Raw genomic sequence first — 26,794 nt, forward strand, 5'->3', positions numbered from 1 at the left:
AATTGGCGACCCCGGATCGGTGGTTGAGGAGGCGCGTCGCGCCGTCTCGAAACCACTCCTGGGTCAGGTCGCCCAGCCGAGGCTGCGGGTGACCGCCTCGCGCCAGCGCGCGTGTGCGGCGTCGACCTTGGCCCGATCACCCGCCGGTGTGAACTCCTGATCCAAGGCCCAGGTCTGGCGCAACTCGTCGGTCGACGACCACACCCCGGTGCCGAGGCCGGCCAGGAAAGCCGCCCCGAGCGCGGTGGTCTCGACAAGCTTCGGCCGTTGCACGGGGACGCCGATCTGGTCGGCTTGCAGTTGGCACAGCAGGTCGTTGGCCGAAGCCCCGCCATCCACCCGCAGCGCCCCCACCTTGGGCATCGTGTCGAGCACGTCGCGCACCTCGAAGGTGATCGCCTCCAGGGTCGCGCGGACGATGTGGGCGCGGGTCGTACCCCGGGTGATCCCGATGATCAGGCCGCGTGCGTGTGGATCCCAATGCGGGGCACCGAGCCCGGTCAGCGCAGGCACGAAGACCACGTCGCCGCTGTCATCGACCGTACGCGCGATCGCCTCGGTCTCGGCGGCCGAGCCGACGATCTGCAGTCCGTCCCGCAACCACTGCACGGCGGCACCGGTCACGAAGATCGCGCCCTCGTTGGCGTACGTCATCTCCCCGTCGGGTGAGCGCCAGGCGGCGGTGGACAGCAGACCCGCCTCGGAGCGCTCGACCTGCGTGCCGGTGTTGGTCAGGATGAACGAGCCGGTGCCGTAGGTGCACTTGGAGTCCCCGACGTCGAAGCACGTCTGGCCGAAGAGGGCAGACTGTTGGTCACCGGCGATGCCGGCGATCGGGAAGCTCGAGATCGAGAAACGTACGCGGATCGGTCGTCGCGACCTCGCCCCAACTCGCTACCACCTCGGGCAGGCAGTCGCGGGGTACGCCGAAGAGTGCGCACAACTCGTCGGACCACTCGCCGGCCTCCAGGTCGAACAGCAGCGTGCGTGAGGCGTTGGAGACGTCGGTGACGTGGTGCAGTCCGCGCGTCATCCGCGCAATCAGATAGGAGTCCACCGTGCCGACCGCGTAGCGGCCCTGCTCCACCAGCGCCCAGGTGTGTGGCTCGTGTTCGGCCAGCCAGGTGAGCTTGGTGCCGGAGAAGTACGGGTCCAGCCGCAGCCCGGTCAGCAGCGAGACCCGGTCTTCGTGGCCCTCGTCGCGAAGCCGGTTGCAGATGTCGGCCGTACGCCGGTCCTGCCACACGATGGCGCGTCGCGGGGAGCCGAGCGTCTCGCGATCCCACAACAGGACCGTCTCACGCTGGTTGGTGATGCCGATCGCCTTCAGTTCGCCGGCGTCGACCTTGGTGAGCACCTCGCGGGTGGACTCCAGGGTTGCCTGCCAGATCTCTTCGGGGGAGTGCTCCACCCAGCCGGGCTTGGGGAAGTGCTGGGCGAACTCCTGATAGCCCTTGGCCGCGATGCGGCCGTCGTCGCAGACCACGACAGCGGTGACCCCGGTCGTACCTGCGTCGATCGCGAGCACGCTCACGGCTTCTCCTCCCCACGCAGGATCGCCAGCACCCGGCGGTCGATCCATTGCCCCGCGGGATCGACCCGCATTTCGTAGTTCTCGGTGCCGACCCACGCCCACAAGTCGTCGTGTCCCGCGGCATTGACCAGGCTGATGATCTCGTCATGGAGCGCGGGCGTGATCGCGACGCGTTCCTCGTCCGTGGACGCGGTCAGATAGAGGTCGTTGAGGTCGAGCAGGCGGCTCAACTCGGTCACCGGGTCGGCGTGATCGTCCACGCGCAGGTCGACGGCCACGTCGTCGTTGCCGCCGTAGCCTGCCTCTTCGCGTACGACGAAGAGTGCGGCGGCCTGCCGTCCGCGCTTGTCGCCACCGGCCTGGTCGCCTGCGGCGAGTGCGGCCAGCAGACGCCGGTCGAGTGTCTGCCCGGCGCTGGCGTGCCAGGCGTCGAGCATCGCGTCGACGACATGCTCACCGGCCAGGATATTGCCCTGGATGGCGACTCCGTCGGCCGTACGCGAGCCCGCCCAGTCGAAACACTGCGTGCCCGTATGCGAGGCGGCGTTGCCGTCCGAGTCGACGATGCCGACCTGCCGATGCTCACGTCCGGGGTCCTCCTCGAGGAGACGCTGCAATGCCACCTCCGCGTTCGCGCCCTCGTCGAGGTGGGCCAGCGCGAGCCCCTTGTACGCCACGTTGGCGTCGGCCTGGGTCGCGATCGCACCAACACCGGCGACAGCGGCCGGTACCGCCGAGCCGACAGCCAGAAACTTCGACGCCACCGCGACGCCCCACGACTCGCCGTCGTCGGATCGCGCCACGATGGAGAAGGTCATGCGGACTGCCCGATCTTCTTCAGCAGCTCCTGGAACCACGGCTGGGACACGTCGAAGGCCTTGTGGCCCGCCACGCGTTCGAACTCGACGGCACGCAACTCGTCGCCACGTTCCTCATCTTGTCCGATCAGACCTGGCTCGCCGCGCATCGCGGACTCGACGGCCAACTCTGCCATCTCGCGGATCAGCGCGAGGTCGGTGTCGTTGGCGCGGGCCGACCGGGAGAAGTAGCCGGACTTCTGCACCATCTTCTTCTCCGCCTCGATCCGCTTGGCGAACGAGTCGGCGAAGTAGCGACCGGGGTTGATCGTGTCCAACTGGACGTGGCCGAACGCATCACGTGCGACCTCCTCGCCCGACGCCTCCAGGCTCGCGATGATGTCCTCGACCCCCGCGCCCTCGGCGAGGAAGATGTTGACGCACCCGATCTCGTCCATCACGGCCTTCAGGCGCTCGGCCTCAGCGTCCAGGTCGATGTGCGTCTCGGGCACGTACACCGCGTGGATCGCCCACCTCTGTGGCGTCAGACCGATCTCGGGCAGCCACTCCTGCTCGGCGTGCCAGGCCATGTAGTCACGAGCGGCGGCCGCCGTGAGCCAACCGCAGGCACGGCCCATCACCTCGTGCACGATCAGCATCCGCGGGCTGGAGCCGTGCTCGGCCAGGATGTTCTGCGCGAACAGCGAGGCCTGCTCGGCCGCCGTCTGCGCACCCAGGGACTGACGGATCGGCACGATGTCGTTGTCGATGGTCTTGGGCAGACCGACCACGGTCAGATGTGAGCCCTGCTCTTCCAGGTACGCCGCGAGGTCGGCCGCCGCCGTGTTGGTGTCATCGCCGCCGATGGTGTGCAGGATGTCGATCCGGTCCTCGCGCAGCCGACGAGCGGCCACCTCGAGGGCGGTCTCGTCGGGACCGATCAGACCGCGCTTGCGGCAGTCCGCGTCGTTGGTGAGCTTCACGCGGCTGTTGCCGATGGGGCTGCCGCCGAAGCGATGCAACACCGCGGCGTTGGCACGGACCTCGGGTCCGATCTCCACCGAATTGCCGGTCAGCAGGCCGTGGTAGCCATGTCGGTAGGCGATGATCTCGACGTCGTGGTCCTGCGCGTCGTACGTCTCGATCAGAGCACCGATGGCGGAGGAGAGGCATGGGGCGTAACCGCCCGCGGTCAGGAGGGCAACTCGCTTGGTCACGACTCCACCCTAGTTTCGTACGGGCGTGGCGCGTGACAGGGGTGTGTGATCTGGGACACGATGAGCCGATGAGATCGGTCTAGACCGGTCGCAAACTCGGAGTGGAGGCAAGCCATGAGCGCAACCGCAGATGTCGAACCCGATCTGAACGGTCCCGAGCCTGACCTCAAGCGGGTGATGGGTCCCAAACTGCTGCTTCTCTTCATCATCGGTGACATCCTCGGCGCCGGCGTGTACGCCGTGACGGGCCAGATGGCCGGCGGTGTGGGCGGGATGGTGTGGCTGCCGTTCCTCCTGGCCTTCGTGGTCGCCACGATGACCGCGCTGTCGTACCTGGAGTTGGTTACCAAGTACCCGCAGGCGGCAGGGGCGGCGCTCTACACGCACAAAGCCTTCGGGATCCACTTCGTCACCTTCCTGGTCGCCTTCGCCGTGGTCTGCTCGGGCATCACGAGCGCTTCGACCTCGGCCAACGTGTTGGCCCAGAACCTGATGGGCGGACTGGAGGTCAACGGCTGGATCGATCAGGTGCCGGGGACGGGCACCATCATGGCGATCGCAATGGGCTTCATGATCCTGCTCGCACTGATCAACCTACGTGGTGTGGGCGAGTCGGTGAAGTTCAACGTCATCCTGACCCTCGTCGAGATGACGGCACTGGCCATCGTGATCCTGGTCGGCTTCTATGCGATCGCCCGCGGCGACGGGGACTTCAGCCGCGTCGTCGTCTTCGATGACCTGCAGGACAAGGGCATGTTCATGGCGATCACCCTTGCCACGTCGATCGCGTTCTTCGCGATGGTCGGGTTCGAGGACTCGGTCAACATGGTGGAGGAGGTCGAGAAGCCGGAGCGGATCTTCCCGCGCACGATGCTGACGGGCCTGGGTATCGCGGTCATCATCTACATGCTGGTGGCGGTCTCGGTCGTGGCCGTGCTGTCCCCAGGCGAGTTGAAGCAGATCAACGAATCGGAGGGCCGAGCCCTCCTCGAAGTGGTCAGCAAGGGCGCGCCCGACTTCCCGATCGACAAGATCTTCCCGTTCCTGGCGGTGTTCGCGGTTGCCAACACCGCGCTGATCAACATGCTGATGGCAAGCCGTTCTGCTCTACGGCCTGGCCAACCAGGACGTGCTCCCGCGTACGCTCGGCAAGGTCTCGCCCAACCGACGTTCGCCCTACATGGGCATCCTGTTCAGCACCCTGCTGGCGTTGGGCCTGATCTGGTATGTCGCGACCCAGTCGGATTCTCCGGTCGTCAGCCAACTCTCGACGACGACGGCACTCTTGCTGCTTGGTGTCTTCACGGTGGTCAACATCGCCTGCCTGGTGCTGCGCCGCGACACCGAGACCGAGGGCTTCTTCCGCTCGCCCGGACCGACCCCGCTGCTCGGCGCGATCTTCTCGGTGGCGCTGATCTTGATCCCATGGGGTGAACGCGACCCGATCGTCTACAAGATCGCCGGCGGCATGTTGGCCATCGGCGTGGTGCTGTGGGCGATCACCTGGCTGACCAACCGTGGCGTACGCGCGAAGAAGACCGGCTTCCGCGACGTCGATCATCTCGGCGGCTGACGGCGAATCGAGGAGGGCGGGGAGCGCGCCGTACGCTGGTGCGGTGCTGCTTCCCGACGACTCTGGGTCCCAGATCCCCGACTTGGCCACGCTGCACGGCCTCGGCGCCGCTCAGCAGCCCCGCTACCCCGACTCCGCCGCCGTCGACGCCGCCGTGTCCCGGCTGCGGACGATGCCGCCGCTGGTGTTCGCGGGCGAGTGCGACGAACTCACCACCAAACTCGGTGAGGTGGCGCAGGGCCGCGCGTTCCTGCTCCAAGGCGGCGACTGCGCCGAGACCTTCGCGGGCGTGACGGCCGACAACGTACGCAACAAGCTCCCGAGTGCTCTTGCAGATGGCGGTCGTGCTGACGTACGCCGCGTCGGTGCCCGTGGTGAAGCTCGGCCGCTTGGCCGGGCAGTATGCCAAGCCGCGATCGTCTGACCACGAGACCCGCGACGGCCTCACGCTCCCTGCGTACCGCGGCGACGCCGTCAACGGTTTCGACTTCACCGCCGCGGCCCGTGAGCCCGATCCTCAGCGCTTGCTCGACGTCTACAACTCCTCGGCCGCAACCCTCAACCTCGTGCGCGCATTCGTGACCGGCGGCTATGCCGATCTGCGTCAGGTGCACACCTGGAACACCGATTTCGTACGAGACTCGGTGGCCGGACAGGCGTACGAGAAGGTCGCGAGCGAGATCGACCGGGCGTTGCAGTTCATGGCAGCGATCGGCGCTGATCCCGACGAGTTCCACCGGGTCGACTTCCACTCCAGCCACGAGGCGCTGCTGTTGGAGTACGAGCACGCGATGACGCGGATCGACTCGCGCACCGCATTGCCGTACGACGTGTCGGGTCACTTCCTGTGGATCGGCGAGCGCACCCGTCAACTCGACGGCGCCCACATCGAGTTGCTCTCGCGCGTGCGCAACCCCATCGGCATCAAGCTCGGCCCGACCACGACGCCGGACGACGCCCTTGCGTACGCGTCGAAACTCAACCCGGAGAACGTGCCGGGACGGCTCACCTTCATCACCCGTTTCGGCGCCGGCAAGATCCGTGACGCCCTCCCGGCGCTGGTCGAGAAGGTCAAGGCCGAGGGCATCTCGGTGGCGTGGGTGTGCGACCCGATGCACGGCAACACCTTCGAGGCGTCGTCGGGATACAAGACCCGTCGTTTCGAGGATGTCATCGAGGAGGTGCAGGGCTTCTTCGACGTGCACCGCGCGCTGGACACCTGGCCCGGCGGCGTTCACGTCGAGCTCACCGGCGACGACGTCACCGAGTGCGTCGGTGGTGGCGAGTCGCTCGACGAGGCAGCACTGGCCCATCGCTATGAGTCGGTGTGCGACCCGCGACTCAACCGCGTGCAGTCCTTGGAGTTGGCGTTCCTCGTCGCACAGATGCTGCGCAAGGCCTGACGTACGCGCGTTCGTGACCCCTCGGCGAGAGTTTGTGACTCCTCGTCAGTCGGCGACGCCGCTGACCGCGATCTCTGCGATCGCGGTGAAGTCGCGCGGGTTCACCGAGCCCGGCGAGGAGACCGACACGATGCGCAGTTGCACATCGGCGGTACGGGTGGGAGTCACGTCGAGAGCCTGGTAGCCGGTGGCATCGATCAGGGTCTGCGAATAGGTCTCGCCGTTGATCAGCCATTCGACGGCGAGGACGCGACGGTTGGAGTGATACCAGTCGTAGTCGGTGCCGCTGGTGCTCGTGGTGGTCTTCGCCCAGCCGTTGATGATGCCGACCGAGGTCACGTCGACCTCCTGAGGGAAGCGCAGGGTGATCGTGCTCCCCGTGGCATCGCCGCTTTGGCGCCACGCGGTCTCGGGGTCGCCGTCGATGAGGTTCTCGCCGCCGAAGGTCACCTGGGTGCCGTCGACATCGTTGTTGGGCGGTGCGGAGCCGGGCACCTCGGCGGTAGCGAGTTCGGCGATCGGAGACGGATCGGCCGTAGGGCCGGTCTCTGCCGACTCGGACGTCGTGGGTTCGCTGTCCTGGGTCTGTTCGGAAGCCTCGGGTTCGGTGGCCTTGGTCGGTTCCGTCGACGTGACCGAAGTCTTGTCCTTGGCCTCGGGCTTGCTGGGCGCGGGTGCCTGGGTGATCAGGAAGGCACCGAGCAGGAAGGTCGCGACCAGCACTCCGGCGACGACGGCCCACGCGATCCACGCCGGCGCGCCAGGGGACTCGTCCCAATCCACGTCGTCGGTCCACGAGGTCGCGCGACCGCAATTGGGGCAGGCCTCAGCGTCGTCGGGGATCGACGTCGCGCAGGTGCGGCACTCGGTCATGGGGCTCCTTGCTCACCGGGTGCGGACACTCTAGGGGACCATGCGACGTCAGGAACGCACCCGTGTCCCCGCATCGACTCGACCCACTGCGGCGGGCAGTTTGCGACAAGCCGTGGCCAGGTCGCGCAGGTCACCGCCGAGGAGCGCCTGGGGGCCGTCGCACAGCGCGACCTCGGGCTCGGGGTGGACGTCGACGATGACGCCGTCGGCGCCGACCGCGATCGCGGCGCGCGACAACGGCACGACCAGGTCCTTGCGTCCGGCCGCGTGGGACGGGTCCACGATCACCGGCAGGTGGCTGCTGGCCTGGATCACCGGAACGGCGGAGATGTCCAAGGTGTTGCGCGTACTCGGCTCGAACGTCCGGATGCCGCGCTCACACAGCACCACGTCGAGGTTGCCGCGCTGGGCGATGTATTCGGCCGCCATCAGCCACTCCTCGATCGTCGCGGTCATCCCGCGCTTGAGCAGCACCGGCTTGCCCGCCTCCCCGGCTGCCTGGAGCAGGCCGAAGTTGGCCATGTTGCGGGTGCCGATCTGCAACATGTCGGCGTATTCGGCGACGATCGGCACGTCGCGGGCGTCGACCACCTCGGTCACGACCGGCAGACCGGTGGCTTCGCGGACGTCCGCCAGGATCTCCAGTCCGCGCACGCCCAGGCCCTGGAACGCGTACGGCGAGGTGCGCGGCTTGTAGGCGCCGCCCCGGATGATCGTGGCGCCGGCACCTTGTGCCATCCGGGCCGCTTCGAGAGTCTGCTCCGGCGTCTCCACCGCACACGGACCGGCGATGAAGGTGAAGGTGTCCGGACCGATCGGCACCCGGTGGCCGGCTCGCCCGACCCACACCGTCGAACGGTCCGGATGGTGTTGCCGTGAGACCAACTTGTAGGGGTCGCTGATCCGATGGACGTCCGCGACACCACGCAAAGTGCGCAGGTTGAGGTGGTGAAAGGAGTCCACGTCGCCGACCAGACCGATGATGGTCCGTACGACGCCCTTGGAGACGAAGGCCTCGCCGCCGACTCCTTCGACCTTGGCGACGACTGCCGCGACATCCTCGTCGGTGGCCTCGGGGCTCATCACGATGACCATGGGGGTTCCTCTCGTTCGTGGTCCGGCCCGGACGCACGAACGCCCCGGTCGGACCGGGGCGTGTGGGGTGTCGGATGCGTCAGTGAACGACCGGCACGGGTGCTCCCGGCAGGTGTCCGAAGAAATAGCGACGCATGGGAGGACCCTACGACCTCGCCCACGACGCGCGCGTGAGGATCCAGGATGCGGACGAGCAGGACTCAGACGAGATAGAGCGTGATGGTCGAACCCTTGGGCACCATCGCCCCCGAACCCGGATCGCTGCCCGAGACATAGCCCAGGCCGAGATAGATCGCCGACGGCTCGGTGCGTACGACGAACTCGAGCGCCTCCAGTTTGGCCGTGGCATCGGCCACCCCGCTGCTCTTGAGCCCGCCCGGCACCTCGATCAACTCGGGGCCCTTGGACACCGTCAACGTGACCTCGTCGCCCTTGTGCAGCGTGCCCGAGGCGGGGGTCTGCGAGATCACCTTGCCTTCGTCGACGGTGTCGGAGAAGACCTCGTCCGTCACCGTGACTACCAGCCCCTTGGCTTGCATCGCCGAGGTCGCGCGCGCGGCGTTCTTGCCGGTCCAGTCCTTGATCGAGATGGGCTTGGGACCCTTGCTGACGACCAGATCGACGGCCGTCCCCGGGCGCAGCGTCTTGCCTGCGGGCGGGATGCTGCGAATCACCTGGCCGGCGGGGATCTCCTCGTGCCAGCGTGCCAAGGATTTGCCGAAACTCAGGTGGGTGTCCTGGAGCGCGTCTTGGGCCGCGTCCTCGGTCTTGCCCTTCAGGGGTGGGACGTCGTACCTCTCCTTGCCCAGCGACAAGATCAGCGTGACCGTGCCGTGGTCGAGCACTCGGGCGCTGGGCTCCGGGTCGGTGCGGAGCACCTGCCCGGCCGGCACGGTCTCGGAAAAGTCGGGGGGCCCCTCGCGGCCCTGGAGCCCGGCCTTGGCCAACTTGGCGTCGGCCTGCTGTGCCGTCAGTCCCAGCAGGGCCGGCGTGCTGGTGTAGCGCGCCACCGCCCACCAGTAGCCCGCGCCGGTCAGACCGGCGATCAGCGCCAGCATCAGCAGCAGCACGATCGGGCCGCGCCGTGATCGACTGCGCGGTTGGACGACGACCGAGCGCGGGGGAGACGGAGCCCGGCCGGTCGGGTGCGCCACGGGGCGCGGCGACGCGGGAACGACCTCGTGGGCGTCCTCGCGCGACGTGGCCTCGATCGTGGTGGTGTGCTCGCGTGGGACGGGCGGGGCGATCTCGGGCTCCCGTCCGGAGAAGAAGGCCGCTTCGGGAGCGGCGACCGGGATGGTGTCCTCGGGCCGATGGGCCTCGCCCGAGTCGACGCAGACCGGACGCGGCCGCAGGTCGGCGGTCAGGTCGTCGTCGGTCTCCACCCCGTCGCGCAGTGCCTGGGAGACCCGCCGCACCAGATGCAGGAGTACGCCCGCATCGGCAGGTCGCTGGGTCCGGTCGCGTGACGTGGCGCGGGCCACGAGAGCATCGACGTAGTCGGGGATGTCCTCGGCGACGGTGCTGGGGGCGGGCACGTCGGCGTGGACGTGCTTGTACGCCACCGCGATCGGCGTTTCTCCCTCATGCGGCTTCTGGCCGGTGAGCAGTTCGAAGAGCAGCACCCCGAGCGCGTACACGTCGGCGCGTTCGTCGGCTTTGCCGTCGGTGACCAGTTCGGGCGCCAGATAGGACACCGTGCCGATCAGGACGCCGCCGGTGACCGTGTGCTGGGTGTCGGCGCTGATCGCCTTGGCAAGTCCGAAGTCTGCGACCTTGACGACGCTGCGATCGTCGGAGACCAGGACGTTCTCGGGTTTGACGTCGCGATGGATCAACCCCGCGCGGTGGGCCGCCGCGATGGCGGATACGACGGGTTCGAGGATCGCCAGCGCCCGAGTGGGTGCCAACGGGGCGCTGTCGGCGATCACGTCGCGCAGGGTCTGGCCGGGTACGTACTCCATCGCCAAGAAGGCGATGCCCTCGTCGGTGCCCTGGTCGTGGATCGCCACGATGTGGGGATGGGACAGCCGTGCTGCCGAGCGCGCCTCGCGTACGAACCGGGCCGCGAACTCCGCATCGTCACCCAAACCCGGGTGCATGATCTTGACCGCGACGGTGCGGTCGAGGCGGATGTCGGTGCCCAGGTAGACACTTGCCATGCCACCGCGGGCGATCCGCTCGCCGAGCAGATAGCGCCCCTCCAGCGTGCGGCCGGTCATCGCGTCCGGTCGCGCCACAGTGGTGTCACGTCGTGACTGCACGCTTCGACCTCCTGCCCGGCGGGGAAGACGCCGGCGACTCCTCGCGATTCTACGGACCGGCGCCAGCCAGATGGCGTTGCGCGACACCCGGCGTGGCGCGTGGCAGAGTTCGGGCCATGAGTGATGCGGTGCCGCTGTCGGAGGTCGACCTCGCCGAGCGGGTGGAGGAATGGATCGATTGGGCCGAGGCGGCTCGCCAACTCGGTGTCACCGTCGCCAAGGTGCGCACGATGATCCGCGATCACGAACTCGCCGCCGCGGTGCCTTTTCACCGCGCAGGACAGCAGGTGCCTGCGCTGTTCCTCAGCGACGGCCTCCCGGTCAAGGGCCTGGCGGGACTGCTGACCGTGCTCCACGACGCCGGTTTCGACGATCGGGAGAAGATCGCCTGGATCTTCGAGGACCAGGACCTGCCCGGTCGACCGATCGACGCGCTGCGCGAGAACCGCGGCTCCGAGGTCAAACGCCGTGCCCAGGCGCTCGGTTTCTGACCCGTGACCGATCGGAAGTCCTGGGCGATCCTTGCGCTAGCCGCCCTGGTGCTGGGGCTGTGGTGGTGGAGTCAGCAGGGTGGCGAGGAGCCCGTACGACAAGACGTCCGCGCGTCGCATTCGACGAGTCCCACTTCGGGTCAAAGCGGTGAAACCGACCCCGAATCCGGGCTGGCCTGGATCGAGGAGTCCGCACTGCCGGACCAGGCGCGTGACACGTTGGCGTTGATCGACGAGGGTGGCCCGTTCCCGTACGACAAGGACGACGACACTTTCGGCAACTTCGAGGGCATCCTGCCCGACCACCAGCGCGGCTATTACCGCGAATACACCGTGGTGACTCCCGGATTGAGCCATCGCGGCGCCAAGCGGATCGTGACCGGTGACGGTGGCGAGTTCTATTACACGGCCAACCACTACCAGAGCTTCGAGAGGATCAGGCGATGAGCGGTCTGGCGGGGATCTTGGCGCGACGTCGTGCGCCTGGCATCTATCTGTGGCACAGCGCCTACAGCGCCGAGGAGATCCGGCACACCGTGGAGCACGCCGGACAGCATTTCGCGCACGTCGACGGGTGGCGCGGTGACTCGAAAGCCGACTTCCTCGCCGCGATCGGGCAAGCCCTGGATTTCCCTGACTATTACGGACAGAACTTCGACGCGTTGGCTGACTGCCTGCACGACGTCGCGGCCGACACGGTGCTGCTCTGGGACGGTTGGGGACCGCTGGCGCGTGAGGACGAGCGCGCCTTCTCGGTCGCGCTGAGCGTGCTCGGGTCGCGCGTGAATGCCGACCGTGGGGGAGCGTTCACGGTGTTGCTGCGCGGCGACGGACCAGAGTTGCCGGGCATCGAGGAGTTGGACTAGTCAGACGGTCCGGTCCGTCACGGTCGCGGCGAGTTCTCGCAAGACGTCCTTGGCGCCCGCGTCGAGTTCGGCCTGCGCCAGCGCGCTCAGTGCGCGGTCGGTCAACGCCGCGATCGCATCCTCGACGGCAGCAGCCGCGCCCGCGTCGACGATGATCCGCCGCAGTGCGGCCACGTCGGCTTGTCCCAACTCGGTGCCGAGCGCCCGGTTGAGCCGGTCGCGATCCGAGGGGGAGGCGCCGTCGAGAGCCAGCGCGACCAACACGGTGCGTTTGCCCTCGACGAGGTCGTCTCCCGCCGGCTTGCCGGTCTCGTCGGGGTCACCGAAGACCCCGAGCAGGTCGTCGCGCAACTGGAAGGCCTCGCCGAGCGGAAGGCCGTACGCCGTGAGGTCGCGCAGCGCCTTCGGCCCGCCGCCCGCTAGCGCGGCGCCGATGTGCAGCGGCCGTTCCACCGAATACTTCGCGGACTTGAATCTCAGCACCCGCATCGCCTCGTCGACGTCGCTGTGTCCGCGCGCCTGCACGGATACGTCCAAGAACTGTCCGGCGATCACCTCGGTCCGGGTGTGGTCGAAGAGTTCCAAAGCGGAGGCCACTTCGGCGACCGGCAGCCCGCACAGACGCAGCAACTCGTCTGCCCAGGCCTGCAGGAGGTCCCCCAACAGGATCGCCGCGGCGGCGCCATAGCCGGTCGAGTCTCCGGGCCAGCCGGCGCCCGCGTGCTCCTCGGCGAAGAAGCGGTGCACGGCCGGGCGGCCCCGGCGGGTCTCGGACGCGTCCATGTAGTCGTCGTGGACCAGCGCGCTGGCATGCAACAACTCCAGGGATGCGCAGGCGCGCACCAGCGCGTCGGTGTCGACCGGCTCGGGCCGTACGGCTCGATAGCCCCACCAGCAGAAGGTCGCACGAAAGCGCTTGCCGCCCGCCACCGCCTGCCTGGCCTGTGCCAGCAGGCGTTCGGCGTCCGCGCCGAGCGGACCGAGCCGCTCGGCCTGACGGTCCAAGAACGCGTCGAGTTCGGTCTGCACGGCCGCGGCGAAGGCGGCGGGATCCCAGTCCGTCACCTCGCCGACCCTAGTGTGTGACCCTTTCGAAGGTTGGACAGCCTGTGTTTCGTCCTGCGCAACACCTAGGCTTGCGCAACGTGACTCCTGGAATCGGCCGCAGCATCCGCGAACTGCTCGACAGCGGTGAGCGGTCGTTCTCCTTCGAGTTCTTCCCGCCCAAGGACGCCGAGGGTGAAGAAGTCCTGTGGCGCTCGATCAGCGAGTTGGAGCCGCTGAAGCCGACGTTCGTGTCGGTGACCTACGGCGCCGGAGGATCGTCGCGCGACACGACCGTACGGATCACCGGTCGCATCGCTCACGAGACGTCGATGGTGCCGGTCGCGCACCTGACCTGCGTCGGCCACACCAGGGCCGAGATCGAGGAGATCCTTGATCAATATGCCAACGCCGGGGTGCGGCACCTGATGGCGTTGCGTGGCGATCCGGCAGAAGGCCCGCGCGCAGAGTGGACGCCCACCGAGGGTGGGTTGACGTACGCCAACGAGCTGGTCGAGTTGGCCGCCAATCGCGGAATCTTCCGCATCGGGGTGGCTGCCTTCCCCGAGAAGCACCCGGCGTCGAGTTCGCTCGACCACGACGCCGACGTGTTGGCCGCCAAGGCAGCGGCAGGGGCCGAGTTCGCGGTCACCCAGATGTTCTTCCGGGCCTCGGACTACTTCGACCTCGTCGAGCGGCTGGCCGAGCGCGGCGTGGACATCCCGATCGTCCCCGGCATCATGCCGATCCTCAACATCAGTGCCATCCAGCGGCAGGGTGAGTTGATCGGGACGGAGGTGCCGGCAGAGATCGTCGCGCGCATCGGTGCTCACGAAGGCGACGCCGCTGCCATGCGCGCCGAAGGCATTCGGGTGGCAGTCGAGCTGTGCGAGGAACTGCTCGACGGTGGTGCGCCCGGCCTGCACTTCTATACCCTCAATCGTTCCAAGGCGACCCGAGAGATCCTCGAGGCGCTGCGACTCGGAGTCTGAGGAGGCCGCTATGGACGCGACCGTCACCGTCACGGGGATCGGTCAGGCCAGCGCGGTGCCCGATGAGGCGACCGTACGCCTGGCTGCGGTACAGCGGGCCGCTAATGTGGGTGAGGCTTTCGCCGTGGTGAGCACGACGGTCGACACGATCGTCGAGATCGCGCAGCGTCACACCGAACGCACCCGGATCTCGACCCGGGACCTGGTGGTCTGGCCGGCGCACGACAACCAGGGTCAGCAGGTCGGGTGGGAGTGCCGACACAGTCTGAGCGTGACCCTGGCGGACCTGACCCAGGCGGGAGCGTTGATTACCGAGGTCGCCGCCGAAGTGGGGGAGCGGATGGTCATCGACGGCGTCGGGCTGTCGGTCTCGGATCCCTCCGCAGCGCTGGCGCGAGCCCGCGATGCGGCCATGAATGATGCCCGCGAGCGGGCCGAGCAGTATGCCCAGCACGCGGGCCTGTCGGTCGGGCAGGTGCTGCGCGTGAGCGAGGGTCCGGGGCACGCCGAGGCGCCCGTGGCCTTCGGGGGCGCCGAGCGGATGATGGCGATGAAGGACGCTTCGCTGGAGCCCGGCGAGCGCCAGGTCCCGGCCAGCGTCACGGTGACGTGGGCGCTGCTCTGACCTGGGGTCAGGCCGGCCCGATCACCTGAGCGACCAGGGCCGCTGACAGCCCGACGGCTGGGACTCCGGCTCCAGGAGTTGCGTGCGCACCAGCGGCATAAACGCCCGGGATCGGCGTACGCGGACCCAGCCGTGCGGCTACCGTGCCGCGGCCCTCCCACCGCACGCCCATCGGTGAGCCGGCGAACTGCTCGACCTGTTCACGGGGGGTGTGATCGAGGCGGCGTACGACCTGAGCTCGGACATCGAGACCGCCGCGAGCCAGGGCACGCAGCAGGTCCTCACCCAGCATGCCGCGGACGTGAACGGTCCAGGCGTGGTGCCCCTCGGGGGCTTGGCCGCCGGTGCGTACGGTCAACGTCGGGTCACCGTGCAGTACGACCTCCGCCGGCAGGTCGGGCACCTCGCCCTCCAGGCCCAGGAAGCACACGGTCGGGGGGAGCGCGGGCATCGTCTTGCGTACGGAAGGAGCCAGCGCGGGCACTCGGCGGGGATCGATCGCGACCACCACAGCGTCGGTGTCGAGGTCTCCCTCGCTGGTGTGTACGCCGACGGCGCGACCGTCCCGCACGGCCACGTCGCGTACGTCTGTGTTCAAGCTGATCTTGACCTTGCGGGTGCTCAGGCGCGTGACCAGGGCGTCGGTGAGCGCGGAGAGGCCGAAGGATCCGGCTGGACCGGGGATCGTCCAGAGGCCGAAGTTCTGCTCCAGATAGGCCGTGAGCCCGACCCACGCGGGGACGTCGCGCGGGTCATGACCTTGGGAGACGGCGTCGTAGGTGGCCAGGTGCTTGAGCCGCTCGTCCTTGAATGTCTTGCGCAGCCGTCTATGCAGGCTGGTGCGCTCGCGCAGGATCGCGGTCGCCGCCCGCTCGGCGTGGCGGGGATCGTACGGCCTCTCGTAGTAGTCGCGGCGCAGCGTGTGCCACACGTCGGCGAAGGAGTCGACGTACGACAGCCACGCGTCGCCCGCGCTCGTGGCTGCTTGCACCGCGTCGTACTGGCCCGCTCGGGTCTCGCCGGGCAGGGCGATCACGCTGCCGTCCTCGAAGCGGTGCTCGCGGATGATCGGCACGGGGACGAGGTCGAGTTCGCGTTCCAACGGGCGGCCGGACTTGCGGAAGAGATCGCGTACGACCGCCGGCAGGCCGGTGGTGGTCGGCCCGTTCTCCCAGGCGAAACCACCCTCCATGGTGCGCGACATCGCGCCGCCGAGGGCTCCCGAACGCTCCAGGAGGGTGACGTCATGGCCGAGTTTGGCCAAGCGGGCGGCACTGGCGAGTCCGCCGAAGCCGCCTCCGAGCACCGTGACGCGCATCAGGTGGCCAGTTGCGCAGGGTCTTTGCGCTTCCAGCGCCGCCAGCCGCGACGGATGAAGCGGGCGAGGAAGAACAGCCCGATGAGTCCGATCAGCAGCAGTGCTCCGGCAATGCTCGCCGCGATCTGGGGGTGATTGACGGCCAGGCCCACGACGCCTAGGACGGCGACGTCCTCACTGACACTGGCGACGAAGTTGGAGGCAGGCTCGGGGGAGGCGTTGATCGCCAGTCGTCCACCGGACTTCACCAGATGGGACAAGAAGGCCGCCAGACCACCGGTGACACCGGCGACGGCGTCGTTGAGGTTGCCCGCCTCGCCAGCAAGCAAGACGCCGATCACCGCGCCGACCGTGGGGCGGATCGCGGTCGAGATCGCATCCCAGGTCGAGTCGAGGTAGGGGATCTTGTCGGCGATGAACTCCATCGCGTAGAGGAACGTTGCGGCGCCCAGGACGTCCCAGCGTTGCAGAACGTCGGGAATCTCGGTGAAGTTGTTGAGGCGGTCGGCGACGCCGAGCACCAACACGACGAGGTAGGCGTTGAGGCCGCTGGCCCAACCGCTCGAGAAGACCAACGGCAAGGTGCCCATGGTGCTCACTTTCTGCTGCGCCGCCTGCGTGGCGGCGTCGAGAGGAAAACTACCGCCGTGCCGGCGCTATTCCGGGCTCTTCGCCCTGTCAGGCTACGTCGATCTCGACGGCGTCGGTCATCTGCTGGAGTTCTTCGTACGTCGTGGAGAAGACCGCCGCCGGGTGGCCGGCCGCGGCCCAGATCTCGTCGTACTGCCGCAGCCAGGGGTCGAGATAGGTCGCGATCGGGGCGGGGTGCGCGATGGGAGACACCCCGCCGATGACCTGCCCGGTGTGCTGCTTGACGAACTCAGGGGTGGCGCGAGCGAGCTTGTCGACGCCGATCGTGGCGGCTGCCTTCTTGGTATCCACGCGATGCCCGCCGGAGGTCAGGATCAGGATCGGCGTGCCATCGGCGTCGAAGAGCAGGCTGTTGGCGATCGCACCGACCGCGCAGCCCAAGGCATCGGCGGCCAGAGCCGCAGTGTGCACGGAGTCGGGAAGGATGACGACCCGTCCGGTGCCGCCCCGTAGGCTGTGCTCGGTCTTGAAGCGGGTGATCGCCTGGTGCTCGCTCATGGCATCGGACCTTAGTGAAACTTCCTCGCGAAAGTTGTGGTGGCCACAGATGGCGCAGTCGCGTCCCGCATCCGTACGACGTGTGGTCGCCTTGGTGTACGCGATGCTCGGCCTGCTGGCCGTCGGAACGGCGCTGACCTTCGTGTATCACGAGCAGTTGATCTTGTCGTGGGCCGAAGGCAACGAGGCGGCACAGACCATCTTGCGCGACGGTGGCATCGAGGCACTCGAACGCAGCGCGATCCACGTGCCGGGCTTCTCGGCGTTGGCGATCACCTCGTGCGTCACCTACGCGATGCTGGCCTGGGTGCTGGTGGCGTTCCTGCTCGGTCGCCACCACTGGGCGCGCTGGTCGCTGGTGGCGGTGATGGGATTCACGGCCTTTATGGGGGCGCTCGGTCTGGCGCAGTCCTTGCCGGTGCCTTTCGTGATCGTGTCGGCAGCCGGGGTCTTGATGGCGCTTGCGACGATCTTCTTCCTCTTCCGACGCGACCTGGGCGATTATCTGCGCCTGCTCTGAGGGGCTGCGGAGGGTAAGCGATTGCGACTAAAGCATGGCTTCCGGTCCGGGGGGTGAGCGTACGCTCACGGAACCGAGCAAACCCATTCGCGCCCGTGAGGTATGGAAATGGCGAAACGACACCAGGTCGGAAGACACTGATCCAAGAGAGTTGTCGGCCACAGAAAATCGAAACCCTTGGCGCGCCACTGAACGTCGCCACGATATTGCCCATATCTCCCCAACGCGCCAGTCGGGCTCGGGCCCCAAAAATGGTCTACTTGAACTGCTGGTGGGCAAGAATAGGAATATTCGCTACATGCGGGGTAATTGGGTGTTTCAAAGATGGCAATATTGAATGTCTTTACGCGTACCCGAGTTCCAACAAGGACAATCCCACGACGTAGGATAGAGGAGAATCGTGGAATTCAAGTCATTCAGCCCCATCCTTGCCGCTGCCAGTGTCGCCTTGGTGCTCTCGGGAGGCATCGCCTTAGCGACGACGCTGCACTCCTCGACTTCTGAGGCGACCGCTGCCACGCCTGCGCGCGTCGTGTCGAGCATGAGTGAACTTGCCGTCGCCGCCGAGTCCACCTTGGGCCAGACGATTGTGAAGTGGTCGGATGGCTCGTCTCGTGCGCAGCTCTATGACGGCGATGCTCGCGGACTCTCATCCTCGGAGTTAGATCAGGCTCGGGCTGCCGCCGTCTACTACCGCACGTCTGACGGATCGCACACCTGGGAATACGTCACCGGTGTGGCGGTCGATCGGCCGACCGAGCCCATGGGTTGTCCATCCCTGGGGTCGAATGGACCGCTTTTCGAATGCGAGGAGAGCGGATCGGTGGCCGACGGCACCTATACCCGCACCACCAGCACGTTGTCGATCCGCGTGGGTGGCACCGACAAGGACCCGCTCTTCACGACGACCGAGAATGTGCAGGAGCAGGTGCGAGAACATCCAGAGGATGCGCGCCTGATTCGCGAGGTCCGATCGTTTCGCGAAGGCAGTTATGTGAAGGTGGCGGAATTCGTCTACGGCAGTGAATCACTCGAACTGGCTGATGCTTTCCTGCTCAATGCAGCGGCAATGCAAGACATCGTCTCGGCCGACGAGTTGAATCTTCGTTTGCCGACTTCACTGTCGGCTGATTGAGCCTCGCGTCCACCGGTTGATCGGGGGTGGATCTCACCTCGGTTGCGCCAAAGAACTGCGGCCTTGGTGACCCCAGCTGCGCGGGATGCTCTCCCGGGGCCGCAGTTCTTCGAGCCCGGGGGACGGTCGGTTAAGGCTGCGCTGAGCGATTGAGCGTACGTCGTCTGGGCCGAGGGCAGCCGAAATGTCGGTCCTCGGTGCTGTGATCAGTTTCGATCTTGCGTCATTCGAACAGATGTTCGATACTGGATGCAGGGAGTCGAGGCCGGTGCGGCATGAGGAGGAGCGATGAGGCGGTACGAGGATCTGGTGGAGGTCCGGCGGGGAGTCGTCGGCGGGGCCGTGGGCGAGCCCGGCGAGGAAGGACCGGCGCAGTTCTTGTGGCGAGGGCGGCTGTGGAAGGTGCGCACGGTGCTGGCGCACTGGGTGGAGACCGGATCGTGGTGGCACTCCGACCGAGTGCGGGCCGTGGTGGGCAGCGACGACGCTGAGTTGGCTGGGGAGTCGGCTGGCTCGACCGATCTGCTCGCGGAGCGGGAGTTCTGGCGGGTCGAAGCCGGTCGCGGAGAAGGCGACGGCGGCGTCTTCGACCTGTCCTTCTCCTGGGACGAGGGCAGTTGGCAGCTCGTCGGCTGCGTGGATTGAGGCAGATCGCGATGTCCGATTTCCAGAGTCCACACAACCTCCCGGCGAGCACCCACTCCTATCTGGCGCGGGCGGCTGAGTCGCTGCACGAGGCCATCACCAGCACCGACGTGCCGACTCGCTATGCCTGCGCCCATGTGGCGGCGCTGCGGGCCGCGGCCGCCCTGCTGGCGGCCAAGGCGCGCCCGGCCGCCGGTCGCCGACGCCCTCAGAAGAACGCCTGGGTGCTGCTGGCCGAGGTCGCCCCCGAGCTTTCCGAGTGGGCCGGCTTCTTTGCTGCCGGGGCGGGCAAGCGTGCCGCTGCGGAGGCGGGTTCGACCCGGGCGGTCTGCGAACGTGAGGCCGATGACCTGGTCCGTGACGCAGACCGGTTCCTCTCAGTGGTCGAGCAGCAACTCGGGATGATGCCGCACGTGGCTTTGCCGGCACAGATCGCGGTGCCGTCGCGCACCGCCTGATCTGGGGGATCGACCATGGACCCCTTCGTGCATCTGCACGTCGCCTCGGGCTATTCGCTGCGCTATGGCGCGTCGCATCCACGCACGCTGGTCGAGCGCGCCGCGGAGCAGGAGATGGACACCCTTGCCCTCACCGATCGCGACGGCACCTATGGCGCGGTGAAGTTCGCCCGGGCCTGCTCGGCCGCTGGCATCCGGCCGGTGCTGGGCGTGGATCTGGCCTATCGCCCCGCTGGTCTCGACCCTTCGACTGGGCTCAGGACGAACTCGGCTCGACCACCTGCATCGGGTCGTGCTGCACCAGTGCGCGGCGGGGCGTTTCGTGATCTGTCTTTCGAGCAGGGTGGGCTGCCGCGGGTCACGCTGCTCGCTCATGCCGGTGGGCCTGGTGGGGGACGTGCGGGCTGGGCCGCGATCTGTCGACTCGTCTCGGCGGTCCATCTCGCGGGCGAGCGGGGCGACCCCGTCGCCACGCTCGACCTGATCGCCCCCTGGCTCGGCTCGGGCGATGTGCTGGTGCTGCTCGGACCCTCGACCGAGATGGGGCAGGCAGCGTCTCGGCGCCGTGACGACCTCGCGCTGGCGGCGCTTGCGCCGTGGCGCGAGGTCGTGGCGCCGGGGCGGTTGGTGGTGGAGTTGGTCTCACATCGGCTCCCCGGACAAGACGGTGCCTGGGGGCCGGGCACCTCGGCGCATGCCGCCAGGATGGCCGGGATCGCCCGTCGGGCCGGGCTTCCCGCCGTACTCACCAACGCGGTGCGTTATGCCGATCGCCTCGACGCGCCCACGGTGGACGTGCTCGACTCTGCCCGTCGCCTCGTCGCTCTCGACCGACGTCACCTCGACCGGCGCAACGCCGAGGGCTTCCTCAAGTCCGGCAAGCAGATGCACGAGGTGGCCGAGGAGATCTGTCGGCTCTCCGGTCTGGGGGAGTCGTCGCGCGAGGCGACCCGACTGCTGGCGACCACTCGCGCGGTGGCCGATCAGTGCGCGCTCGACCCGCGTACGGATCTGGGGATCGGGGAGGTGCACTTCCCCGAGTTCGAGACGACCTCGGGAGGTGCCGGTGAATCAGTCGTTGGTGTGCCGCCCGCGGATCTGGCGCTTCGGCTGCGGTGCGAGTCCGCGATCGGTGATCGCTATGGCAGTGCGCCGCGCCAACGCATCTGGAAGCGACTCGACGACGAACTCCAGACCATCGAAGCGCTCGGCTTCGCGTCCTACTTCCTCACCGTCGGCGACATCGCCGACCTGATCAAGGCCAAGGGCATCCGCGTGGCCGCGCGGGGCTCGGGAGCAGGCAGCCTGGTCAACTACCTGCTCGGCGTCTCCGGGGTCGACCCGCTGCGCCACGGCCTGTTGATGGAGCGGTTCCTCTCGCCGCTGCGCGGGGCGCTGCCCGACATCGACATCGATGTGGAGTCCGCGCGCCGCGAAGAGATCTATCGCGCGATCCTCGATCGCTACGGCGGTGAGCGTTGTGTGTGCGTCTCGATGATGGACACCTATCGGGTGCGCCATGCCGTACGCGATGTCGGTGCCGCGCTCGGCATGCCACCTGGCGAGATCGACTCGATCGCCAAGGCGTTTCCGCACATCCGCGCCCGCGATGCTCGCACCGCACTGCGCGAGCTCCCCGAGTTGCGGCTGGCCGGACTCAACAGTGAGCGACTCGACCTGATGTTCCGGTTGGTGGAGAGCCTCGACGGGTTGCCGCGCCACATCGCCGTGCATCCGTGCGGCGTCCTCCTCTCCGACGCCACCCTGCTCGACCGCACCCCGGTCGAAGCGTCGTACGCCGGCTTCCCGATGAGCCAGTTCGACAAGGACGACGTCGAAGACCTGGGCTTGCTCAAACTCGATGTGCTGGGCATCCGGATGCAGTCGTCGATGGCGTACGCGATTAAGGAGATCGCCCGCACCGATGCGGTCGAGGTCGATCTCGACGACGAGGTGCAGGTGTCCTTCGACGACCCGCAGACCTTCGAGATGATCAGCGCCGCCCGCACGCTCGGGGTCTTCCAGATCGAGTCGCCGGGGCAGCGCGAGTTGGTCGGCAAGTCGGGCATCGACTCGTTCGCCGACATCGTCACCGACATCTCCCTCTTCCGGCCCGGACCGGTCAAGAGCGACATGATCACGCCCTATCTGGAGGCCAAACAAGGCTGGGACGAACCACTCTTCCTCCACGAGGATCTACGTCCGATCCTTCAGGAGACGCAAGGGGTCGTGGTCTTCCACGAGCAACTCATCGAGATCATCGCGACCATCGCGGGCGTCAGCAATGCCGAAGGTGACGAGAAGCGCCGGATGCTCGGTGACGTCGAGGGGATGGCGCAGACCAAGGCGTGGCTCTTCCCGCGTGCGTTGGCTCGTGGGTACGACCTGGCGTTGGTCGAGCGGATCTGGAAGGTGATCGAGGCCTTCGCGTCCTTCGGGTTCTGCAAAGCCCATGCTGCGGCGTTCGCACTGCCGACCTATCAGTCAGCCTGGCTCAAAGCGCACTGGCCGGCGCATTTCCTGGCCGGCGTGCTCACCCATGACCCGGGCATGTATCCCAAGCGTCTGATCCTCGACGACGCACGCCAGTGCGGCATCACCGTGCGCGGCCTCGACGTCAACGCCAGCGCACAGCACTACGTCGTCGAGTCGGTGGCGACGGGGGAGGCGGACTCGAAGCCGGACCCACGTGAACGTGGTTGGCCAGATGGTCGCGCCTTCGCGATCCGGATCGCGTTGGAAGAGGTCAAGGGCATCACCACAGGCGAGATCGAGCGGATCATCGCCGGGCGCGACGAGGGCGAGGCGCCCTATCGCTCCCTCACCGACTTTTGGCACCGCGCCCACGTCTCGCGCCCGATCGTGGAGCGGTTGGTCCTGGCCGGTGGCTTCGACTCGATCTATCGGATCGGCGCGGCGGTGTCGCGAGCAGAGCGGACGTACGACCGGGTCACCCGGCGCGATCTGCTGCTGCAGGTGGCCGATCTCGACCGCTTCGGCAAGGCGGTCAGCAAGGCTGCCCGGGGGAGAGTGCGGGTGCGCAGCCGTCCGACCGTGCGCTCGGTCGAGCACGCCGCAGCATCCGCCGCTCGCAACAGCACCGACCCGACGATTCGTGAGCAGGCACCGGCGGTGGAACGACACGTCTTCGGCGAGGCAGGGATCTGGGCGAAGGCCTCCGCGCAGTCACGAGCCAGCGCCGAGCCTGAGGCGGTCACCTCGGTGCAATTGGCGCTCGACCTCGGTGACGCGCCGGGTGAGGGCGAGGTCAGCGGACTTCCCGAACTCGACGCCGAGGAGCGGATGCGTGCCGAACTCGAAATCCTCGGTCTCGACGCGAGCCAGCACGTCGTCGACGGTTATGCGGAGTTCCTCGACGCGCTCGGGGTGACCCGCAGTCGCGACCTGCTGGTCCGACGCAGCAAGGCCGAGGTGCTGGTGGCCGGCGTGAAGGTGGCCACCCAGACTCCACCGATCAGGTCGGGGCGGCGGGTCATCTTCGCGACCCTCGACGACACCACCGGGCCAGTCGATGCCACCTTCTTCGAGGACGCACAGGGCCCCTATGCCGCCACGGTGTTCGGCTCCTGGCTGCTGGTGATCCGTGGCGAGTTACGGCGTACGGGATATCGCGGCGTCTCCGTGCGTGCCACGGGAGCCTGGGACCTACCCGAACTCCATCGGATCTGGGAGGCAGAGGGAATCGAGGCCGTACGCGCGCACCTGGCGGTCGTACCCGTCGGCTATCAGGAGGTCGGTGACGAGACCACCGGGGCCAGTCGGGTGCTGGTGCATTCCAGTGGCTTCACGATGTCGCCCTATTCCGACATCAAACCTGCGGGGGAGGCGACTCGCGACGTAGCCCGCAAACTTGCCGGCGATCAGGAGTGGCAGCCCGCGCGATCGCTGTGGCACCGCAGCCCCGGGAGCTCGGGATGAGACCACTAGAGTTGTCGTCATGGCCACTGACCGTCCCAGCGACCGCCGCAACGCGATCCGCAGCGGAGTGGTCTGGTCGGCTCTTCGTGACTCCCTGGCCGAGGGTGGTGCGGAGCAGGCGCGGATCGTCGATATCGGTGGCGGCACCGGCGGCTTCGCCGTCCCGCTCGCCGAACTCGGTCATGACGTGCTGGTCCTCGACCCCAGCCCCGATGCGCTGGCCGCACTCGGCCGGCGTGCTGCCGAAGCCGGTGTCAGCGACCGAGTCACCGGCGTCCAAGGAGACGCCACCGACCTCAGCGCTGCCGGAGACGACGCCGACCTGGTGCTGTGCCACGGGGTGTTGGAAGTGGTCGGTGACCCCAGCGCGGCCCTGGCTGCCATTGCCGAGATCCTGCGACCCGGCGGGACGCTCAGCGTGCTGGCTGCACAGAAGTACGCCGGGGTCGTCGCGCGCGCTATGGCGGGTCACTTCCAGGCCGCCCACGATCTACTCGACGCGCCCGTCGGGCACCGCGAACCGGGTCGCGCCGGACAGCGTTTCACTCGCGACGACCTCGTCGGACTGCTCGCCAACGCAGGTCTGCAACCCCTGGAGGTGCACGCCATCCGGGTGTTCGCCGACCTGGTGCCGGGGTCGCTGCTCGACCTGGAGCCCGGCGCGAGCGCGGCACTGGTCGAACTCGAGCAGGCCGTCGCGACCCGCGCCGAGTTCCTCCCGCTCGCCGCGCAGTTGCACGTACTGGCCACGCGCTGAGGGTTGCGGTTGTCCGGCCTGCGGCCGGTCTTCGGCTGGGTGGTGTGGTACCGGTTGTCCGGCCTGCGGCCGGTCCTTGGCTGACTGGTGTGGTACCGGTTGTCCGGCCTGCGGCCGGTCTTCGGCTGACTGGCGTGCGGGTTGGCGCCGACGTGGCGCAAGCCGCCCTCCGCTGCGCTCCGGTGCGTTTGCGCCAAGTCGGCGTTGCCTCATGTTGGCGGGAGGATGGGCGTGACCGCCGCATCCGCGGCGGTCACGCCCATCCTCCACGTCGACATGGATGCGTTTTATGCGTCGGTGGCTACGCGGGAGCGACCTGAATTGCAAGAAGTCCCCGTCATCGTCGGCGGCGGCAGTCGCGGGGTGGTCTTGTCGGCCAACTATCTGGCGCGCGAGTTCGGCGTACGTTCGGCGTTGCCGATGACCAGAGCGCGTCGACTGTGTCCGCAGGCGGTGGTGGTCAGCCCCGACTACGACACCTTCACCACCGTCTCCGCCTCGGTAATGGAGACCTTTCGACGGGTGACCCCACTGGTGGAGGCATTGTCGTTGGACGAGGCGTTCTTGGACGTACGCGGTGCCGCCCGGCGACTTGGCAACCCGGTCCAGATCGCCGAGTGGCTGCGCGCCACGATCCAAGACGAGCAGGCCATCACCTGCTCGGTCGGAGTGGCGGCCTCGGTCTCGATGGCCAAGCTCGGCAGTCGGATGGCCAAGCCCGACGGCGTGGTGGTGCTGGCGCCCGAAGCGGTGACCACGGTCTTGCATCCCCTCGACGTCGGCGAGTTGTGGGGCGTGGGCGAGAAGACGAGAGCGATGTTGCATCGGCTCGGTCTGATCACCGTCGGCGACGTCGCCCACACTCCGGCCAAGACGTTGCAACGCGCCGTCGGCGTGGCGTTGGGCAAGCAACTGCACGCCCTGGCCTGGGGTGACGACCGGCGGGAGATCACGCCGCGCAGCGGGGCAGCGTTCTTCGGCGGGGGAGACCCCGACAAGTCGATGGGCGCCAACGAGACCTTCGGGCGCGACACCGATGACCGAGAGGTGATCCTGCGGGAACTGCTCCGGCTCTCGGCAAAGGTCGCGTCCCGGTTGCGGGTGGCCGAGGTGGCAGGACGTACGGTCACCATCACGATCAGGTTCGCCGACTTCACCACGATCACGCGTTCCAAGAGTCGCTCTGAGGCCACCGACGTGACCCAGGAGATCTATCAGTCGGCGGTGGCGCTCTATGACGCCCTCGGTCTGCAACGTGCTCGGCTGCGTCTGGTCGGCGTACGCGTAGAGGGCCTGGTGCCGCGCACCACCGTGCACCGGCAACTGGTTCTGGGTGAGCGGGAGCGTGGCTGGCGAGAGGCGGACAGGGCTGTCGATCGGGCGACCTTGCGTTTCGGGACTGCGGCGGTTGGCCCCGCCAGCCTGTTGGGAGGACGGCCCTAAGGGCCTAGAAGCCGCGCGGCAGCAACTCCACTTTGATGCCCGAACAAGCACGTGTCGGGCCGCGTCAACCGGGCCGGGTCGGACGGTTGTCCGAACAAGCACGTGTCGGGCCGCGTCAGGCGGGCCGGGTCGGACGGTTGTCCGAACAAGTACGTGCGGGCCGCGGCAGGCGGCGCGTTCGCCACCCCCGAAGGGCGGCGCGGACCACCCACGCGAGAGCGATCTGGAGATTTCGATCGCCTCAACGGCTACCGCGATGCCGAGAGCCTGCCTAGACTTGGCAGGAAGCGACTTTGAAGGTGGGAGAAGAACGTGGCGCTCTCCGAGCATGAGATGCGGCTCCTTGAGCAGATGGAGCGCGCCCTCCTCGACGAAGACCCCAAGTTGGCTCACACCCTGCGTGGGCCCTCGCGGCACCACAGCGCTCGTCGCCGGATGCTCGTGGGTGGCATCGGCCTCCTGGTCGGCATCGCGGTGATGGTCGCCGGCGCCTTCTGGCAACTCACCCCGGTCGGGATCGCGGGCTTCGTGATCATGCTGGTGGCCGCACTGTTCGCGCTCGGTGGCGTGCACATGAGCGACGAGGTCGGCCAAGAGGATGAGCCCGGACACGTGGAGCACTCCGGACGCGACCTCAACGAGGACGACCTCTAAGT

25 protein-coding genes and 3 pseudogenes are annotated in these 26,794 nt (G+C 67.8%); 17 read left to right on the top strand and 11 right to left on the bottom strand.

Annotation, left to right across the window (positions count from 1 at the left end):
- Nucleotides 1–63 precede the first annotated feature (63 nt).
- From V9G04_05500 to V9G04_05515, 4 genes are read right to left on the bottom strand one after another with little or no spacing between them, the layout of a single operon-like run.
- Complete coding sequence (locus V9G04_05500) at nt 64–867, bottom strand: FGGY-family carbohydrate kinase (GenBank protein MEI2712753.1); 804 nt, start codon at nt 865–867, stop codon at nt 64–66.
- Nucleotides 815–1,534: an FGGY family carbohydrate kinase gene (locus tag V9G04_05505; protein MEI2712754.1), complete on the bottom strand. Its 720-nt coding sequence runs from the start codon at nt 1,532–1,534 to the stop codon at nt 815–817. Before V9G04_05505 ends, V9G04_05500 begins: the two co-directional genes overlap by 53 nt.
- The gene (locus tag V9G04_05510; GenBank protein MEI2712755.1) at nt 1,531–2,352 is read right to left on the bottom strand and encodes a DUF1028 domain-containing protein; all 822 of its coding nucleotides are present in this window, start codon (nt 2,350–2,352) and stop codon (nt 1,531–1,533) included. The genes V9G04_05505 and V9G04_05510 overlap by 4 nt, the downstream gene beginning before the upstream one ends.
- Nucleotides 2,349–3,548 carry a pyrophosphate--fructose-6-phosphate 1-phosphotransferase gene (locus tag V9G04_05515; GenBank protein MEI2712756.1) on the bottom strand — a complete coding sequence of 400 codons (1,200 nt, stop codon included), beginning with the start codon at nt 3,546–3,548 and terminating at the stop codon, nt 2,349–2,351. The genes V9G04_05510 and V9G04_05515 overlap by 4 nt, the downstream gene beginning before the upstream one ends.
- Nucleotides 3,549–3,800: 252 nt before the next feature.
- Between V9G04_05515 and V9G04_05520 the strand changes: the two are divergent.
- The 4 genes and pseudogenes from V9G04_05520 (at nt 3,801) to V9G04_05535 (ending at nt 6,524) form a co-directional block, all read left to right on the top strand.
- Nucleotides 3,801–4,580, top strand: a pseudogene (locus V9G04_05520) (APC family permease).
- A gap of 97 nt (nt 4,581–4,677) precedes the next feature.
- A pseudogene (locus V9G04_05525) lies at nt 4,678–4,929 on the top strand (amino acid permease).
- A 24-nt stretch (nt 4,930–4,953) separates the two neighbouring features.
- Entirely contained in the window at nt 4,954–5,121 is a 168-nt protein-coding gene (locus tag V9G04_05530) for a hypothetical protein (protein ID MEI2712757.1), read from the top strand.
- A gap of 73 nt (nt 5,122–5,194) precedes the next feature.
- A pseudogene (locus tag V9G04_05535) lies at nt 5,195–6,524 on the top strand (3-deoxy-7-phosphoheptulonate synthase class II).
- A gap of 45 nt (nt 6,525–6,569) precedes the next feature.
- Here the strand turns inward: V9G04_05535 and V9G04_05540 are convergent.
- From V9G04_05540 to pknB, 3 genes are all read right to left on the bottom strand, one after another.
- On the bottom strand, nt 6,570–7,397 hold the full coding sequence (locus V9G04_05540) for a hypothetical protein (GenBank protein ID MEI2712758.1): 828 nt from the start codon (nt 7,395–7,397) through the stop codon (nt 6,570–6,572).
- Between the two features lie 48 nt (nt 7,398–7,445).
- Entirely contained in the window at nt 7,446–8,492 is a 1,047-nt protein-coding gene (gene aroF / locus V9G04_05545; GenBank protein MEI2712759.1) for a 3-deoxy-7-phosphoheptulonate synthase, read from the bottom strand.
- Between the two features lie 200 nt (nt 8,493–8,692).
- Entirely contained in the window at nt 8,693–10,756 is a 2,064-nt protein-coding gene (pknB, locus tag V9G04_05550) for a Stk1 family PASTA domain-containing Ser/Thr kinase (GenBank protein ID MEI2712760.1), read from the bottom strand.
- 116 nt (nt 10,757–10,872) lie between these two features.
- Between pknB and V9G04_05555 the strand changes: the two genes are divergently transcribed.
- From V9G04_05555 to V9G04_05565, 3 genes are read left to right on the top strand one after another with little or no spacing between them, the layout of a single operon-like run.
- The gene (locus tag V9G04_05555) at nt 10,873–11,247 is read left to right on the top strand and encodes an Rv2175c family DNA-binding protein (GenBank protein ID MEI2712761.1); all 375 of its coding nucleotides are present in this window, start codon (nt 10,873–10,875) and stop codon (nt 11,245–11,247) included.
- 3 nt (nt 11,248–11,250) lie between these two features.
- Nucleotides 11,251–11,694, top strand: coding sequence for a ribonuclease domain-containing protein (locus V9G04_05560; GenBank protein ID MEI2712762.1), 444 nt, complete (start codon nt 11,251–11,253; stop codon nt 11,692–11,694).
- A complete protein-coding gene (locus V9G04_05565; GenBank protein ID MEI2712763.1) occupies nt 11,691–12,113 on the top strand; it encodes a barstar family protein in 423 nt (140 codons plus the stop codon). Before V9G04_05560 ends, V9G04_05565 begins: the two co-directional genes overlap by 4 nt.
- Here the strand turns inward: V9G04_05565 and V9G04_05570 are convergent, their stop codons facing one another.
- Nucleotides 12,114–13,178, bottom strand: a complete 1,065-nt coding sequence (locus tag V9G04_05570; GenBank protein MEI2712764.1) for a polyprenyl synthetase family protein — start codon at nt 13,176–13,178, stop codon at nt 12,114–12,116.
- A gap of 80 nt (nt 13,179–13,258) precedes the next feature.
- Between V9G04_05570 and metF the strand changes: the two genes are divergently transcribed.
- Together metF and V9G04_05580 are read left to right on the top strand one after the other, a co-directional pair.
- A complete protein-coding gene (gene metF, locus V9G04_05575; GenBank protein ID MEI2712765.1) occupies nt 13,259–14,149 on the top strand; it encodes a methylenetetrahydrofolate reductase [NAD(P)H] in 891 nt (296 codons plus the stop codon).
- A 10-nt stretch (nt 14,150–14,159) separates the two neighbouring features.
- Nucleotides 14,160–14,774: an SIMPL domain-containing protein gene (locus V9G04_05580; GenBank protein MEI2712766.1), complete on the top strand. Its 615-nt coding sequence runs from the start codon at nt 14,160–14,162 to the stop codon at nt 14,772–14,774.
- Between the two features lie 7 nt (nt 14,775–14,781).
- Here V9G04_05580 and V9G04_05585 read toward each other — a convergent pair whose 3' ends face one another.
- The 3 genes from V9G04_05585 to V9G04_05595 form a co-directional block, all read right to left on the bottom strand.
- On the bottom strand, nt 14,782–16,092 hold the full coding sequence (locus tag V9G04_05585; GenBank protein ID MEI2712767.1) for an NAD(P)/FAD-dependent oxidoreductase: 1,311 nt from the start codon (nt 16,090–16,092) through the stop codon (nt 14,782–14,784).
- Complete coding sequence (locus V9G04_05590) at nt 16,092–16,682, bottom strand: DUF4126 domain-containing protein (protein MEI2712768.1); 591 nt, start codon at nt 16,680–16,682, stop codon at nt 16,092–16,094. Before V9G04_05590 ends, V9G04_05585 begins: the two co-directional genes overlap by 1 nt.
- A gap of 88 nt (nt 16,683–16,770) precedes the next feature.
- Nucleotides 16,771–17,241, bottom strand: coding sequence for a YbaK/EbsC family protein (locus tag V9G04_05595; GenBank protein ID MEI2712769.1), 471 nt, complete (start codon nt 17,239–17,241; stop codon nt 16,771–16,773).
- A gap of 49 nt (nt 17,242–17,290) precedes the next feature.
- Here V9G04_05595 and V9G04_05600 point away from each other — a divergent pair, with 49 nt between their 5' ends.
- The 8 genes from V9G04_05600 (at nt 17,291) to V9G04_05635 (ending at nt 26,792) form a co-directional block, all read left to right on the top strand.
- Nucleotides 17,291–17,761, top strand: a complete 471-nt coding sequence (locus V9G04_05600) for a hypothetical protein (protein MEI2712770.1) — start codon at nt 17,291–17,293, stop codon at nt 17,759–17,761.
- Nucleotides 17,762–18,161: 400 nt separating this feature from the next.
- The gene (locus V9G04_05605; protein ID MEI2712771.1) at nt 18,162–18,896 is read left to right on the top strand and encodes a hypothetical protein; all 735 of its coding nucleotides are present in this window, start codon (nt 18,162–18,164) and stop codon (nt 18,894–18,896) included.
- A gap of 288 nt (nt 18,897–19,184) precedes the next feature.
- Nucleotides 19,185–19,541, top strand: a complete 357-nt coding sequence (locus tag V9G04_05610; protein MEI2712772.1) for a DUF6504 family protein — start codon at nt 19,185–19,187, stop codon at nt 19,539–19,541.
- Between the two features lie 11 nt (nt 19,542–19,552).
- Entirely contained in the window at nt 19,553–19,999 is a 447-nt protein-coding gene (locus V9G04_05615) for an SAV_6107 family HEPN domain-containing protein (protein ID MEI2712773.1), read from the top strand.
- A 15-nt stretch (nt 20,000–20,014) separates the two neighbouring features.
- Nucleotides 20,015–23,938, top strand: a complete 3,924-nt coding sequence (gene dnaE, locus V9G04_05620) for a DNA polymerase III subunit alpha (GenBank protein ID MEI2712774.1) — start codon at nt 20,015–20,017, stop codon at nt 23,936–23,938.
- A 19-nt stretch (nt 23,939–23,957) separates the two neighbouring features.
- Complete coding sequence (locus V9G04_05625; protein ID MEI2712775.1) at nt 23,958–24,695, top strand: methyltransferase domain-containing protein; 738 nt, start codon at nt 23,958–23,960, stop codon at nt 24,693–24,695.
- 225 nt (nt 24,696–24,920) lie between these two features.
- A complete protein-coding gene (gene dinB / locus V9G04_05630) occupies nt 24,921–26,138 on the top strand; it encodes a DNA polymerase IV (GenBank protein ID MEI2712776.1) in 1,218 nt (405 codons plus the stop codon).
- A gap of 312 nt (nt 26,139–26,450) precedes the next feature.
- Nucleotides 26,451–26,792 carry a DUF3040 domain-containing protein gene (locus V9G04_05635; GenBank protein ID MEI2712777.1) on the top strand — a complete coding sequence of 114 codons (342 nt, stop codon included), beginning with the start codon at nt 26,451–26,453 and terminating at the stop codon, nt 26,790–26,792.
- Nucleotides 26,793–26,794 lie beyond the last annotated feature (2 nt).

Source organism: Nocardioides sp., assembly GCA_037045645.1.
Taxonomy (GTDB): domain Bacteria; phylum Actinomycetota; class Actinomycetes; order Propionibacteriales; family Nocardioidaceae; genus Nocardioides.